General features: G+C 37.1%; 14 protein-coding genes. 2 read left to right on the top strand and 12 right to left on the bottom strand.

Going from position 1 to position 14,665, the window contains the following annotated elements:
- Positions 1 to 31: 31 nt before the first annotated feature.
- From yycI to HNQ98_RS07260, 7 genes are all read right to left on the bottom strand, one after another.
- Positions 32 to 817 carry a two-component system regulatory protein YycI gene (yycI, locus tag HNQ98_RS07230; RefSeq protein WP_184285034.1) on the bottom strand — a complete coding sequence of 262 codons (786 nt, stop codon included), beginning with the start codon at positions 815 to 817 and terminating at the stop codon, positions 32 to 34.
- Between the two features lie 30 nt (positions 818 to 847).
- Entirely contained in the window at positions 848 to 2,152 is a 1,305-nt protein-coding gene (yycH, locus tag HNQ98_RS07235) for a two-component system activity regulator YycH (RefSeq protein ID WP_135197848.1), read from the bottom strand.
- Entirely contained in the window at positions 2,142 to 4,013 is a 1,872-nt protein-coding gene (gene walK / locus HNQ98_RS07240; RefSeq protein ID WP_014974936.1) for a cell wall metabolism sensor histidine kinase WalK, read from the bottom strand. Before walK ends, yycH begins: the two co-directional genes overlap by 11 nt.
- 131 nt (positions 4,014 to 4,144) lie before the next feature.
- Positions 4,145 to 4,852 (bottom strand): response regulator YycF, encoded by a 708-nt coding sequence (gene yycF / locus HNQ98_RS07245; RefSeq protein WP_014974937.1) that lies wholly within the window; start codon positions 4,850 to 4,852, stop codon positions 4,145 to 4,147.
- Positions 4,853 to 5,008: 156 nt separating this feature from the next.
- Positions 5,009 to 5,992, bottom strand: a complete 984-nt coding sequence (locus HNQ98_RS07250; RefSeq protein WP_135197849.1) for a ribose-phosphate diphosphokinase — start codon at positions 5,990 to 5,992, stop codon at positions 5,009 to 5,011.
- A gap of 181 nt (positions 5,993 to 6,173) precedes the next feature.
- Positions 6,174 to 6,671, bottom strand: a complete 498-nt coding sequence (locus HNQ98_RS07255) for a thiol peroxidase (RefSeq protein WP_135197850.1) — start codon at positions 6,669 to 6,671, stop codon at positions 6,174 to 6,176.
- A 75-nt stretch (positions 6,672 to 6,746) separates the two neighbouring features.
- On the bottom strand, positions 6,747 to 7,559 hold the full coding sequence (locus tag HNQ98_RS07260; protein WP_135197851.1) for a Cof-type HAD-IIB family hydrolase: 813 nt from the start codon (positions 7,557 to 7,559) through the stop codon (positions 6,747 to 6,749).
- A 324-nt stretch (positions 7,560 to 7,883) separates the two neighbouring features.
- Between HNQ98_RS07260 and HNQ98_RS07265 the strand changes: the two genes are divergently transcribed.
- A complete protein-coding gene (locus HNQ98_RS07265; protein ID WP_135197852.1) occupies positions 7,884 to 8,288 on the top strand; it encodes a RidA family protein in 405 nt (134 codons plus the stop codon).
- Between the two features lie 91 nt (positions 8,289 to 8,379).
- On the opposite strand, the gene ilvA is transcribed toward HNQ98_RS07265, so the two are convergent.
- The 4 genes from ilvA to ilvB are packed head-to-tail and all read right to left on the bottom strand — an operon-like array spanning position 8,380 to position 12,736.
- On the bottom strand, positions 8,380 to 9,645 hold the full coding sequence (gene ilvA, locus HNQ98_RS07270) for a threonine ammonia-lyase IlvA (RefSeq protein ID WP_014974942.1): 1,266 nt from the start codon (positions 9,643 to 9,645) through the stop codon (positions 8,380 to 8,382).
- Between the two features lie 60 nt (positions 9,646 to 9,705).
- Positions 9,706 to 10,749 carry a ketol-acid reductoisomerase gene (ilvC, locus tag HNQ98_RS07275; RefSeq protein ID WP_014974943.1) on the bottom strand — a complete coding sequence of 348 codons (1,044 nt, stop codon included), beginning with the start codon at positions 10,747 to 10,749 and terminating at the stop codon, positions 9,706 to 9,708.
- A 35-nt stretch (positions 10,750 to 10,784) separates the two neighbouring features.
- On the bottom strand, positions 10,785 to 11,021 hold the full coding sequence (locus HNQ98_RS07280; protein WP_014974944.1) for an ACT domain-containing protein: 237 nt from the start codon (positions 11,019 to 11,021) through the stop codon (positions 10,785 to 10,787).
- Positions 11,018 to 12,736, bottom strand: a complete 1,719-nt coding sequence (gene ilvB, locus HNQ98_RS07285) for a biosynthetic-type acetolactate synthase large subunit (RefSeq protein ID WP_135197854.1) — start codon at positions 12,734 to 12,736, stop codon at positions 11,018 to 11,020. Before ilvB ends, HNQ98_RS07280 begins: the two co-directional genes overlap by 4 nt.
- Before the next feature lie 329 nt (positions 12,737 to 13,065).
- On the opposite strand from ilvB, the gene HNQ98_RS07290 reads away from it, so the two are divergent.
- Positions 13,066 to 13,851: an ABC transporter ATP-binding protein gene (locus tag HNQ98_RS07290; protein WP_135197855.1), complete on the top strand. Its 786-nt coding sequence runs from the start codon at positions 13,066 to 13,068 to the stop codon at positions 13,849 to 13,851.
- Positions 13,852 to 14,143: 292 nt separating this feature from the next.
- Here HNQ98_RS07290 and HNQ98_RS07295 read toward each other — a convergent pair whose 3' ends face one another.
- On the bottom strand, positions 14,144 to 14,662 hold the full coding sequence (locus tag HNQ98_RS07295) for an NUDIX hydrolase (protein ID WP_135197856.1): 519 nt from the start codon (positions 14,660 to 14,662) through the stop codon (positions 14,144 to 14,146).
- Positions 14,663 to 14,665 lie beyond the last annotated feature (3 nt).

A 14,665-nucleotide genomic window follows, 5' to 3' on the forward strand; every position in this document is an offset into this window, starting at 1 on the left:
AGTACACTTCGCAAATTAATTTTAAATTAAATTACTCGGACATATTCTCACCAGTAAATGCATTGATCTTCAAAATGTATTTTTCATGACCACTATATGCTTCAAAAGCCCATACTGGTAAATAAATATCAAAACCGTTGACATGTATTGTTGTATCATAAGATAATTGGCCATCAGACAATCGATCACCACTACCAATTTCATTATACCTGTATAACGCAATAATTGCTTCTTCTTCAGTTATTGTTGCACGATCATCACGTAATTTTTCGATATTGATCAACTTGCGTTGCGTAAAGCCAGTGACTTTATCAACATTGTTATACTGGAAAGTCATTATGCCATAGTCAGCAATGACTGGTAAACCAAAAACACGTTGTGAATAAACCCTGTCTGTATTATTTTTATCTAATGTCAAAATATTATTGTAGCGATAACCTGCTGGTGCTGCAATTGATTGGCTATCAGACTCATTATCCCTAGATGTTTCATTTCTTTCAAGTGATTTCGCTGTTTTAAACTTAACAATGACACCATTTTTATCTTTTGGCTCACTAACAGTAGCATTTTTCCCTAATGATACCTTATCAAGTATCTGTTTGTCCCCACGCTGAGCGGCAACATAACTACTGTAACGTACTTTAGTACTAAATTGCGGTAACCGAATTTTTTGGTTTTTCATTTCATCAATAATGTTAACATTAGCATCCGTTACCTGATCATTAACAACCCGACCAGCTCGCCACCAATTGAATAGAAAAATATCTAGCAACAAAAATAAAATCAGCATTAATAGTTTAATACGTTTAAATTGCATGATGTTCTCCTTTACTCGTGACAAACACGTCTAATTATCGTGATGTTTTAAAAATGCTGACACACTTTGCCAACCACTGGATGTTTCAATCATCCAAGTGGGTTCCATATTCACCGCTGCCTGACTATCTTTATTAATCAGCCACTCATATCCAGGTGTAATAAAATAATAATCTGATTTTTTTACACCTGCATCATCTAACTGTTTCAAGATACTAGTGGTAGATGGTAATGTCACATCTTCTTGTTTATTAGGCACTGGTACCCCCAACTCGTTTAATGAGTAGGTACTGGTCAAATCCCCATTGTCAGCTATTTTTATACGAATAGCGCCACTCTCTGATTGAAAATAAACTGGAAATCCTTCAACATAGGTACGATAGGTCACCTGCTGACCGTTGTCCCGGCTTTCATAAAATCGCGTATCTGCTAAATTGAGCTGCAATAAATTAATTTGAGAAAGTCCAGCATTCAGACGACCCAAATAAGTTTTAGGTAACTGATTTTTAGCATTGTGGTCTTCAAAAGTGACAGTCTCCAAGGTGCTATTGTAAACTATTTTTTGGCTGTTCAACTTATTAGTATACATCGTACGATCATCTGCTTTACTAATACTCAATTGATTTATTGTTCCCAAAAGTGCTGAAACATAAGCTGAAGGGTCGCGATGATTCAATAGATACGAATATACAGGTAATTTCACGTCATTTGGGTAATTCATCATTACTTGACCTTGATACGCTTTAAAATTAACCGCAACTGTTGTAGGCAGTTCTTCTGCTTTTTTCCAAGCTAAGTCATTGTTTAACTTTTTTACTTTAACCGTAACTATCCTGTTTGTTTTAGTATTAACAAAATAACCAATATTTGATCGATTAAAATCCAGAACAAAATAATTAAAATTGAAGTTTTTCCCACTTGAAACATTTTGTTGATAGCGTGTATTAAAGTAAGAAATTGGCACGACATCTGGATAACGTAAAATTTGTGATTTTTTAATTGAAAGTAACGATTGAATTTTGGCTACTGATACTTTTTCTGATTTTGCGTCATTTAATTCAGCACCTTCAATATAAGTGCGTATTTTTTTAATTTGTGTACTGATTTTATGAGTAACTAGCTGCTGCGAACCATCTTTATGCGTGACAATTAATTGTGTGGGTTGAATAAGCTCTAATAATTGTTGTTCTGATTGTTGTGATGTTGCAGAGTCTGGTGCTTCATTTTGACCAAAAGAACTAAATACAAAACCTGTCAACACTATTGAAATGACAATCGCTAGAATCATGGATATGTCCAAAATCGTACCTTTTAAAAACTTAGGTTTATTCCACATCCCAATCATCTCCCTCAATATTAGCGTCATCGACATAAGCCAGTGAAATATAAAATGTTGAGCCTTGATTTTCAACCGAATCAACCCAGATACGGCCATTAAACTTTTCTACGACTTCTTTAGATATTGCCAAACCTAACCCTGTCCCACCTTGGGCACGAGAACGTGACTTATCCACACGGAAAAAACGATTAAAGATATTATCTAAATCTTTACGCGGGATGCCTAACCCTTGATCTGAAATACTTAAAATAGCACGGGTCTTTGTCTTAATCAAACGAGCAGTTATTGTGCCACCATCTGGTGAATACTTCACTGCATTATTCATAATATTATCAAGTACCTGTGTGAATTTATCCGGATCGACTTCAACCCAAACATCTTCATTGGTGAACTCTCTTTTAATATTATAGGTTTTATTAGGTGTTTCAGTATTTTTGGCATCACTTTCAATAATCATATCAAAGCGATTTAAAACAAAGTTAAATAGACTATTTAAGTTAATAACTTCCTGTTTGACTTCCATCGTACCTTGATCCAAACGAGATAATTCTAACAAATCATTAATCATACGAATCATACGCTGCGTTTCATCTTGTACAACGCCCAAGAAGTTCTGCGCCATTTCTGGATCTTCAATTGCGCCTTCTGCCAATGCATCAACATATGAACGTACTGATGTTAGCGGCGTACGTAATTCATGAGAAACATTGGAAACAAACATACGACGTTCGGAATCTATACGCTGCTGTTCAGTAATATTATGTAAAACAACAACCAATCCAGAGATAAATCCTGACTGCCTTTTAATTAATGATATATAAGCTTGTACCAATAATTCTGTCCCATCATTGGACAAATCAACACGAAAATCATCTAAATTTTCTAACATATCGCGCAATGTACGTTTACCTTGTAGACGCAATAAATCAATAACATTCTGTCCTAGCGCAGCTTCACGTTCAATGCCAACAAAATCAGCCGCTGCCTGATTAATAATCGTCACTTCACCACGGCGATTAGCTGCTAAAACACCGTCTGCCATGTGTGTTAACACCGAATCCAAGCGGTTACGTTCAGCATTAACTGTTTCGGTTGATTCTTCAATTCGTGTGGATAATTCGTTCACTGATTTTGCCAAATGACCCAATTCATCAGGTGAATAAATATGATTAACCATTGAATAATCACCACTGGCAATTTTAGTCGTTTGTTCATTAATCTGTTCAATCGGTCGTGTCAATGTTCGTGCCAAGAATAGGGCAAGCGCAATACTAGCTACTAACGCTATCAAACCAGCTATGATAAATAAACGCATTACATTACTGATATTACGATAAACCGGCAATAGACTAGCCTTAACAACAATGATACCAGTCACTTCTCTTACCCGACCAGATGATACACCCAGTTGAGTGGTCATTAACTCCTTGCGTTCACCACTTTCATTAATCGTCCGTGTTTTTAAAAATGATTGGTTCCCTGATAAAGCTTTTTGAGCGTTTAAATCGGTCGTTTTTTGCCCAATTGTCTGCTGACCAGACACTGACAATGTCCCACGAATAGTGCCAGTACGATCAATGACTTGTACCTCTTGCAAATTAGTATTATTTAAACCTGATAAGACATCTTGAATTTGATGATTAGCTTCATCAGTTTGTTTATTTCTTAATGCGGTTGTTATTTGATCCGTAGCATACTTGGGTAAGGTAATTTGCTGTTGAAAAGTTGCCAAATTACGTTGTTCAATTTGACGTACAAAAAACGCACCCAAAAGCTCGAGTGCGATAATCATCAGCAACACGAAAACAAGCGTGATGCGAAAACGAATAGATTGGAAAAATTTAGTTAGGCTGCGCATAATTGCTGACGTTAAACGTCTGTCCCCTTGTTATTTAGATGAGAAGCACGTGCTGTTGTTGCAAGGAATAAGTACAAATCAAAAAAATTAGCACTAAGCGCCCCCAATGTTATACGCATTATTGCCACGCACTATTCTGCATCAGGACGTAAATAGTAACCAACGCCACGACGTGTCGCTAGCCAATTTGGATGACTTGGATTATCTTCAATTTTTTCACGTAAACGGCGGACTGTCACATCTACCGTACGGACATCACCAAAATAATCATAACCCCAAACTTGTTGCAACAAATGCTCTCGTGTCATGACTTGACCGATATGTTGTGCCAAATAGTAAAGTAGTTCAAACTCGCGATGTGTTAATTCAATATCTTGACCGGATTTAGAAACCATGTAAGCTTGTGGATGGATAACCAAATCACCCAACTCAATATCCTCAGTGCTGACAACACTCTCATCGCCATGCTGAGCTACAGCTTTACGGCTCCGCAAATTAGCCTTAACTCGTGCCACTAATTCACGATTTGAAAATGGTTTAGTCACATAATCGTCTGCACCCATCTCCAATCCCAAAACTTTATCGATTTCAGAATCTTTAGCAGTAACCATAATGACAGGAATTTCGGACTTTGAACGAATTTGTCGCAAAACTTCGACACCATCAATTTCTGGTAACATCTGATCTAACAAAACTAAATCAGGATTTTCTTCGCTAAACATATCTAACGCTTCCCGACCATCTGCGGCTGTAATAACATCATAGCCTTCTTTTGTAAGATTGAATTTAATGATATCTGAGATTGGCTTCTCATCATCCACAACCAAAACTTTACTCATGGACGTTCTCCTATCGTGTTTCTAGTATTTTATCTACCTTCAAGTATATCATTTTTCAACCATTCTGTAATATATTGCACAAAAAAAGCCAACTATTGCTGACTTTAAGGTCTATTTTCCTATTTTTTATGAGGCATTTACTGCAACGACGACGAATTAATCGTGTAATCGACGGTGAAAACGTGTTTTAAATAATGATGAAATAGCTTCATTATTACTAATACGACGAATTGCTTCACCAATTAATTCACTAACTGACACGATCTCTAATTTATCAAATTTTTTGTTTTCTGGTAGGTTAATTGAGTCAGTTAAAATCACTTTTTTGAAAACTGAGTTTTGAAGACGTTCAACAGCCGGTCCAGAAAAGACAGCATGAGAGGCTACGACATACACTTCTTTTGCCCCATGTTCCATAATTAACTGCGCACCTTGCGTAATTGTACCAGCTGTATCAATCATATCATCAATCATGATGGCAGTTTTACCAGCAACATCCCCAACAATACTACCAATTTCAGCCACATTTGGCTTTGGTCGGCGCTTGTCTATAACAGCCACTGGTGACTCTAATTCCAACATATTATTCAAATTACGTGCGCGTGTCATACCACCATGATCTGGAGAAACAACAACAGCATTTTTCTTGTCAGCAATCCCAGTTTCAATTAAGTAATCAGCAAGCAATGGTGCACCCTGTAAGTGATCCATAGGAATATCGAAAAATCCTTGGATTTGTGCCGCATGTAAGTCGAGTGCCAATACCCGTGTAGCACCTGCTCGTTCCAACATATTTGCTACAAGTTTAGCAGTAATTGGTTCACGTGAACGTGCTTTACGATCTTGACGTGCATAACCATAATATGGCAAAACAACGTTAATTTGGTTAGCTGATGCCCGGCGCAAAGCGTCAATCATAATCAGTAACTCCATCAAATTATCATTAACAGGCGCAGAAGTTGATTGGATAACAAAGACGTTATCACCACGAATACTTTCTTCAATGTTAATTTGCACTTCACCATCAGCAAAGCGCTTGACAGAAATTTCGCTTAACGGTACACCAACTGATGCAGCAATTTTTTCTGCAAGTGGTTCGTTTGAGCTTAGAGAAAAAAGTTTCAATTTAGGTTCCGGCATGTTTAGCTCCAAATATTTTCTATTGCGGTTCGTAATCAATACTTATTTTAACAAAAAAAAATGATAAAAGCCACAAAAGACTGTGACATCATACGAAAAATAAGGGCAGCAACACCATTATGTTACTACCCTTAAATATCATTTTTAGATCAAGTAACTGATTGAGTCTAATTAAACTTTTTCAGCTCATTAGCGTCTTTAATGCCAGCAATGCATCATCATAATCTGGTTCCTCAGATACTTCAGGAATAATTTGAGCATACTTCACAGTGCCTTGTGCATCAACGATATACACAGCACGTGTATCAAAACCTTGCACTGGCAAGTAGAGGTTAGTCGCATAACCAAATGATTCTTGCTCATCTGACAGTACACGCATGTTCTTCACACCTTCAGCTGCACACCAATCTCGTTGTTCCTCAACAGAATTTGTTGACACTGTTATAAACTGAACATCGCCAAATTGGTCGACTGTTTGATTAAAATGACGTGTTTGCAACGAGCATGTATCTGTATTCAAGTCAGGAACAACAGAAATCAAAGTGATACGTCCAACTAAATCAGCTGTTTTAACCTTATCACCATTCTCATCTTCTAACTTAAAGTGTGGTAATTGTTCCCCCACCGCTAAAGGTTCCCCTACTAATTCTGCCACTTCACCAGTTATTAAAACATTCATTTCACAACCTCCATATTATTTTTATCATTATACAACATTATATTCACATTTTGATCAGTCAATCTCAATATATGACTAGAGTACATATTTTTTCAGAGCGTGTGCAACCCCTGAATCATTGTTTGTTACCGTTTCAAACTCAGCAATTGCCTTAATACTTGGAATAGCATTTCCCATTGCAACACTTACACCAGCTACTTCAAGCATTGATCGGTCATTTTCTTGATCCCCGATTGCCATTGTCTCACTAGGGTCAACAGATAATAATTCAGCCAAAGCTAGTAAAGCATTTCCCTTAGAAGCGCGCTGATCAATAAACTCCAAGTTATTGGCTGTGGAACGAATCACGTTAACAGTTTCTGATATTTTCGCCGGTATAATAGCTTGTACGGCATCTAGTTCATCACTCTCGGCATTAGCAATAGCTTTAATAAACTTCACGCGCTCAAGCTGGGACTCTGTATCGACGATGAACAGTGGCAATTTGACAAGGCTGTTTTCATGACTGGCCCAGGTATGAATCTTATGATGCGTCGTATAGGCCGCATCCTTAGTTTCAACCTGAACATAAATCTGTTGTTCCGTCATGAAAGCATTAATATCACGAAATCTGTCCAATGACAACGGTTGGTTAAATAAGGTTTTATTCCCATTAGTTGTTTGTAATAATCCACCATTATAAGTAATAACATACTGATCATCACCCAATAGATTGAGTTCAGCTAATATATCCCGAACACCTGGTAAAGGTCGACCAGTTGTAATGACTATTTTAACACCTTTGGCCGTAGCTTGTTGGATAGCCAACTTAACCTCTGGTGTAATCTTATGTTGATCATTGAGTAGTGTCCCATCAATATCAATAGAAACAATTTTTATTTTTGACATCATTTTATTTTTAATTAAGCGTCCAAATACTAGTATTCAGTAAACGTACAGCTTTAATAATTCTCCTTCATTGCTTCGTTACCTAGACATTAAAATTCAAAAATCGTTAATTCTAACATAACGCCTTATTAGTATTATAACAAAGAAAGCGATTACAGCACACAAAATATATCATTTGAACCATATATTAGACTTTCAACGCTTTCAGCAGATGTCATCATACATCTAATTTTCATAATTTTATTATTTAACTTTATAATTTTGTTATATTTATTGTATAAAAAAGTAAATTGGAATAGAATAATTGTAAGGAGGAAATTATTCATGTCAAAGCAAGTTGTTAGCACAACGCAAGCCCCTAAAGCATTGGGTCCATACTCTCAAGCCATTCAGGTTGATAATACACTCTATATCTCAGGTCAAATTGGTGTCGACCCTCAAACCAATGAGTTTGTTGGTGAAACAACTACGCAACAAGCACACCAAATCTTTGAAAATATTGACGAAATTTTACACGAAGCTGAATTTTCAAGAGCCGATATTGTTAAAGCTGGTTTGTTCTTCGATGATCTTTCTGACTTTACTGTAGTAAATGATATTTATGAAAAATACTTTGAGACAACTTCAATTGAAGCTTTTCCCGCTCGCTCAGCTGTCCAAGTAGCAGCTTTACCTAAAAAAGCTAAATTAGAAATCGAAATTGTTGCTATGAAACCCACAACAAAATAATTAGAAACTGACCATTAAACCCCTAAAATTGGATAACACCGATTTTAGGGGTTTATTTAAACGCTAGCTAACCAATAAAACAATTGCTAGCCTAAACTAACATGTTAAAAAGCACTGAATTTTCTTGCAAATTGACATATTTAGGAAAGAAAGCTGACAAACGCTGTGTCAACGATGTCACTGAAGTGCCTTCTCCCAATAAAATACCAACCATCACTGATCCTGTCTCCGAATTAATCTTCTTTGTATACTCAAATCGTGTAATATCATCATTTGGACCGAGTACATCATTAACAAACTGCCGTAAAGCACCTGGACGTTGTGGAAATTCCACCAGATAAAACTGCTGCTGCCCTTTATACATCAAAGATTTTTGTTCCATTTCTTGCATACGGCTAATGTCGTTATTCCCCCCAGATACAACCAAAACAACTGTCTGATCAACAATATCTTTTGCAATAATATCTAGGCTAGCAATTGGCATTGCTCCTGCTGGTTCGGCTACAATCGCTTCATATGTATACATATCCATGACGGTCTGTGCTACTTTTCCTTCTGGTACAGCTAATAATCGATCGACATAGCGATGCGCTTGTCGATAAGTCAACTGTCCGACTTTGGCAACAGCTGCACCATCAACAAAGTGATCAACATTTGAGACAGTCACTGGCTGCTGTGCTTTGAAAGCCGCTGCCATAGACTGAGCTGTTTCAGGCTCAACACCCACCACAGTTGTTTGAGGTGAAATATACTTAGTATAAGTTGATACACCACTAATTAATCCACCGCCGCCAACTGAGGTGATTAAATAATCAACATCAATTGCTTGATCTTTTGCATCATTAAAAATTTCCACTGCAATACTGCCTTGACCAGCCATTGTAGCATAATCATCAAATGGTGCCACTAAAAACATCTGATTTTTTTGCGTGTAATCTAATGCCGCTTGCTGCGCTTCGTCAAAAGTATCACCAACCAAAATAGTCGTAATGTTTTTGCCACCAAACCGTCGAACAGCAGACACTTTTTGATTCGGTGTTGTGACTGGCATAAAAATAGTAGCTTGAATATCAAGCGCTCGGCATGTGGCAGCGACCCCCTGTGCATGATTACCAGCAGAAGCGGCCACAACCCCATTCTTTAGTTTTTCTTTATCAGCCTTAATTATATTGTAATAAGCACCACGAATTTTAAATGAACGGACCCGTTGTTGATCTTCACGCTTCAAATAAATATGTGCATGATATTTTTTTGACAAATATTCATCGTATTCCAGTGCTGTATGTCGAACAACTTTTGAGAGTGTTTGATACGCTTCGATGACATCTTTGGCAGTTAAAAAATCAGAATAAGTCATATGATTCCTCCAATTTTAAGATTATGTACAGTGGCTCGAAGCCACTTTTTTTATTTATTATTATTTCGTTGTTGAATATTGGTCAACGTCAGTTGCTGTTGAATACTTATCTGCAGTAGAAATCCAAGGCATCATGGCACGCACTTTTTTACCAGTTTGTTCGTATAAGCTTGCCTTATATTCAGTACGCTTACTTTCCAGATCTTTCAAACCAGAATTATACTCTGCCAACCATTGCTTTGCATACGTGCCATCTTGAATATCTTTCAAAACATCACGCATACCTTGCTTTGATTCTTCAGTGATGATACGTGGTCCATTTAACATTTCACCATACTCACATGTATTTGAGCAATCATGACGCATCTTTTCAAAGCCACCTTCAAAGATTAGGTCAACAATCATTTTCATTTCGTGAGATGTCTCAAAATAAGCTAATTCTGGTGAGTAACCGGCCTCAACCAATGTATTAAATCCAGCTTCGATCAATTGTGTCAACCCACCACATAAAATAGCTTGTTCACCAAATAAATCTTCTGTTGTTTCTTCTTCAAAAGTTGTCTCCAACATACCACCACGGCCACCACCAACACCGTTAGCATAAGCCATTGCTAATGCGCGTGTATCACCTGATGGGTCTTGGTGAACACCAAACAAATCTGGTACACCACCACCTTCAACGAACTCACGTCGTTCAATGTTTCCTGGACCTTTAGGAGCAACAATAAAGACATTCAAATCTTCACTAGGCTCAATCAAGCCATAGTTGATATTAAATCCATGCGAAAAACCAAAGTAACTGCCTGGCTTAATGTAATCACGGATTTCTTCTTCCCATACTTGCTTTTGCAATTCATCTGGGGTCAAAAACATAATAACATCAGCTTTTTCAACAGCTTCTGACGTTGTATAAACGTCAAATCCGTCACTTTTAGCAGCATCCCAAGAACGTCCTGCACGTAATCCCATGATGACTTGGTACCCTGAGTCACGTAAGTTATTTGCTTGTGCATGACCCTGCGCACCATAGCCAATAACGGCAATCGTCTTGTTTTCCAATAATGTTGCGTCTACATCTGCTTCGTGATACATCTTTGTTGTCATAATTAAATTCTCCATTTTTTATATTATTTATTATTTTATTTAACGTAACCAACTGATAAAATATCTAGTTGTTTTTTTAGATTGCGCCTCACATTGGCGACTTGATTGTTGTCTTCAGATTCAAAAGTAAATGATACTGTCGCTATTTCGTCATCATCTGATATGACAGTAAACGATTTAATATTAACATTTAGCCGTGTTAGAACACTGGCAAATCGAACGAGAAATCCTGTATGGTTATACACACGTGTAAATAATGTATGAGTTGTCATTTGTTTTCCCCCCACGTTATCATGTCTCGATATGGTGCGCCAGCATTAATCATCGGCAAAACTTGCGCATCTTCTGGAATGATGACTTCAATTAAAATTGATTTTTCCGATGCAAACGCACGTTGTAAATCATCAGTTAGGCTATCTGGTTGATCAAGCAACATATAATTAATGCCATAAGCGCTTGCCAGTTTCCCAAAATTTGGTTGTGTATCAAACACTGTCTGTGATAGACGTTGATTAAAAAATAGTGTCTGCCATTGTCTAACCATGCCTAGTGAATGATTATTCAACATAACAATCTTAATATTAAGATTGTTATCATTTAAAATAGCCAGCTCTTCTGATGTCATTTGAAACCCACCATCACCAACAAACAACACAACTTCTCGATCTGGCTTGGCTATTTTAGCACCGATGGCGGCTGGTATACCATACCCCATGGTGCCTAATCCACCAGATGTTGATAACTGATGATTATCTTGAAAGGGGTAATGCTGTGCCACCCACATTTGGTGTTGACCAACATCGGTCACAATAAGCGCTTTTCCTTTTGTCAATTGGCCTATATTCTCAATAACTGTCTGTGGCATAATCGCTTGGTCAGTTTCTGGATAATCAAAGATTGGTTGGTTTGGTTGTTGTTGGTTTTTCGATTGCCAATCTTTAGTTATCGCCATTTTTTTAAATTCTGAAAATTTTAGGATGGCCGACAAGGCTTCATAAGCATCGGCATGAATTTGATAAGTTGTTTCTAAAACGCGCCCTATCTCTGTTATATCAATATCAATATGTGCAATCGTTGCGTGACGACTAAAATCTTTAGCATTTGTGACAACACGATCATCAAAACGTGATCCAATATTGAGGATGAAATCTGCTTGATCTAATGCCGTATTGGCTAGCACAGAACCGTGCATACCGGCCATACCAAGGAAAAATGGATTATCAGATGTCATAGCACCTAGACCTAGTAAAGTGGATACAACTGGTATATGATATTGATTCACTAACTGGCGTAATAATCCTTGTGCATTAGCCTTCAAGACACCAGCACCTGCGATAATTACCGGCTGCTTAGCACGAGATAATCCTTCAACAAGTTCTTGTATTTTTGTTAAATTCAAAGCAGGTTCTGTTAAATTAATCTTTCGAGCTGACTGACTTGGTAACGTTCCCGACACACCACTTTCTAGAGTGATATCCTTTGGTAGATCAATCAAAACTGGTCCTGGCCGTCCAGAAGTGGCTACTTGATAAGCTTCTGCTACAATAGACGGCAGTTCATCAACATGATGCACTTGATAACTCATTTTTGTAATTGAACTGGTTATCGATAGCATATCAAGTTCTTGAAATGCATTAGTACCAATACCATGCGTTCCCACTTGACCTGATATAACAATCAATGGCACAGAATCACTATAAGCATCTGCAATGCCTGTCACCGTATTCGTGGCGCCGGGTCCAGATGTGACTAACACAACACCAGGCTTTCCAGTGGCTTTAGCGTATCCTTCGGCTGCATGTGCGGCCGCTTGTTCGTGACGAACCAGGATATGCTCGATACCATTTAAATTATCATATAGTGCGTCATACATTGGAATAACTGCACCACCAGGATAACCAAAGAGGACCTGTACACCTGCTTTCTCTAGAGAATCTAGTAGTATTTGCGCACCCGTTTGGCTGACGCGCGATTGAACATCTTGCATAATTTACTCCTTTCTTAAATGATTGTTTGCATGGTTTTTTACAATTTTTCTCATTATCACTAAATCAAAATGAGGTTTTGATGAGCTATGCAATAAATGTATTGTGACAAATGACACGAATTCTGTCAAACGCAACGCGCAAATATTTGATTTTTATAGCCAATTTATTTGATTGGAAACCGTATGAATACGGTATTTACCGTCTTGATATATAACATTGGAATATTCTCATTTACCACGTCTGATTATTATTTTAAAATAAAATACTATTGAAAAAATTATCAAACAACGCTATGATTTAATTATTTCAAACTAAAGGAGTGCATTAAATGGCAATAGAACCCGTTTTAAAACTAGAAAACGTCTCATTTGAACGTGAGCATAAAATATTAGATAACATTAACTGGCAAATTAATTCTGGAGAAAATTGGGTTTTAATGGGATTAAACGGTGCTGGAAAGACTACCTTGTTATCTTTAATTTACGGTAACTTTTGGGCAACCTCTGGGCGTATACAAGTATTGGGTCAAACATTTGGATATACTAATGTTTTTGAATTAAAAAAACGAATCGGTTTCGTTTCAACAGCGATGCAAAAACAATTACCTGAAAATCATTTAGCTGAATATATTGTTCTAAGTGGTAAATTTGGCACGATTAATATTCATAATGAATTTACAGATAGTGACCTCAGAGAATCCAAACAACTACTGCAACAGCTCGGTGGTGAATCTATTATCAATAAACCTTACCGATTACTTTCCCAAGGGCAACGTCAACTTGTGTTAATTGCTCGTGCATTGATTGGACAACCAGAGTTACTTATTTTAGACGAACCATGTAATGGACTAGATGTTTTTGCACGTGAACAATTACTACAGCAAATCAATCAGTTAACTCAATTACCCCATCATCCAGCATTACTTTTTGTATCTCATTACACTGAAGAAATTCTGCCAGATTTTCAGCATATTTTATTATTAAAATCAGGGAAAATATTTGCCCAAGGTAAGCGTGATAGCATTTTATCAGAAAAAATTTTATCCAGCTTTTATCCACAACCTGTTAAATTGGTACCTACAGTTGGCAATCGTTTTGCTGTATATCCTCGTTAATAATTAAATATTTGACATTAAATTGTTTTTATGTTTTAATATTATTTAATTAATGATTGGAGTTTTACTATGACTAATAAAAACAATACAATCTCAGCCGTGCACCTCAACCTCGTCGTCATTATTTTGCTGTGATGATGGGCTATTTTCTCTGCTCATTGTCACTTTGACATATGAGCAGCTACTGATGGTATAAAAAACCGCTTAGCTGATACGAGCTAAGCGGTTTTTTACACCATCGTAGTATGTCATAGATTAATATACCATTCTATTTTCCGTTATACCGCTTTCACTAAAATAGTAAATCATATGCCTGTTTATATAAAACTGCCTCATCGATGCCATTACTACTGGCTATTGTCAAAACTTCTTCTAATGTTGCCCAGCGTATACGCTCTACTTCGGATTGTTGTATTGTCAAATCGTCTAATTTAATATTGACGTGTACGGCATACCAATCCTCAATCCAATCAAAATAATAGCGTGTTGTCAGCATGCCCAGTTGCGCTATATCTACCACTAAATTTAATTCTTCACGGAGCTCACGCACAATTGCATGTTGGCTAGTTTCATTTTGTAACACTGATCCGCCACTTTCAGCAGTCCATTGTCCAGGACGACTCAATTTTTTAAATGACCTCTGTTGTATTAATATCTGCTTTTCATCATTAAAAATTATTGCATTAGCTACCAGATGATAATCACCATTTGCTAATCGTTGCCCACGAAGATGATTACGACCTGTACGTTGCTTATTAATATCATAAATATCCCACAACTCGCCAATATTATCAGCCTGTAAATCTTTCACTTA

This window comes from Leuconostoc carnosum (assembly GCF_014207505.1).
Taxonomy (GTDB): Bacteria; Bacillota; Bacilli; order Lactobacillales; family Lactobacillaceae; genus Leuconostoc; species Leuconostoc carnosum.

What these genes read in the sequence shown, in the direction of transcription:
- yycI (WP_184285034.1), bottom strand. Translation starts at nt 817, where the DNA reads ATGCAATTTAAACGTATTAAACTATTAATGCTGATTTTATTTTTGTTG.
- yycH (WP_135197848.1), bottom strand. Translation starts at nt 2,152, where the DNA reads ATGTGGAATAAACCTAAGTTTTTAAAAGGTACGATTTTGGACATATCC.
- walK (WP_014974936.1), bottom strand. Translation starts at nt 4,013, where the DNA reads ATGCGCAGCCTAACTAAATTTTTCCAATCTATTCGTTTTCGCATCACG.
- yycF (WP_014974937.1), bottom strand. Translation starts at nt 4,852, where the DNA reads ATGAGTAAAGTTTTGGTTGTGGATGATGAGAAGCCAATCTCAGATATC.
- HNQ98_RS07250 (WP_135197849.1), bottom strand. Translation starts at nt 5,992, where the DNA reads ATGCCGGAACCTAAATTGAAACTTTTTTCTCTAAGCTCAAACGAACCA.
- HNQ98_RS07255 (WP_135197850.1), bottom strand. Translation starts at nt 6,671, where the DNA reads ATGAATGTTTTAATAACTGGTGAAGTGGCAGAATTAGTAGGGGAACCT.
- HNQ98_RS07260 (WP_135197851.1), bottom strand. Translation starts at nt 7,559, where the DNA reads ATGTCAAAAATAAAAATTGTTTCTATTGATATTGATGGGACACTACTC.
- HNQ98_RS07265 (WP_135197852.1), top strand. Translation starts at nt 7,884, where the DNA reads ATGTCAAAGCAAGTTGTTAGCACAACGCAAGCCCCTAAAGCATTGGGT.
- ilvA (WP_014974942.1), bottom strand. Translation starts at nt 9,645, where the DNA reads ATGACTTATTCTGATTTTTTAACTGCCAAAGATGTCATCGAAGCGTAT.
- ilvC (WP_014974943.1), bottom strand. Translation starts at nt 10,749, where the DNA reads ATGACAACAAAGATGTATCACGAAGCAGATGTAGACGCAACATTATTG.
- HNQ98_RS07280 (WP_014974944.1), bottom strand. Translation starts at nt 11,021, where the DNA reads ATGACAACTCATACATTATTTACACGTGTGTATAACCATACAGGATTT.
- ilvB (WP_135197854.1), bottom strand. Translation starts at nt 12,736, where the DNA reads ATGCAAGATGTTCAATCGCGCGTCAGCCAAACGGGTGCGCAAATACTA.
- HNQ98_RS07290 (WP_135197855.1), top strand. Translation starts at nt 13,066, where the DNA reads ATGGCAATAGAACCCGTTTTAAAACTAGAAAACGTCTCATTTGAACGT.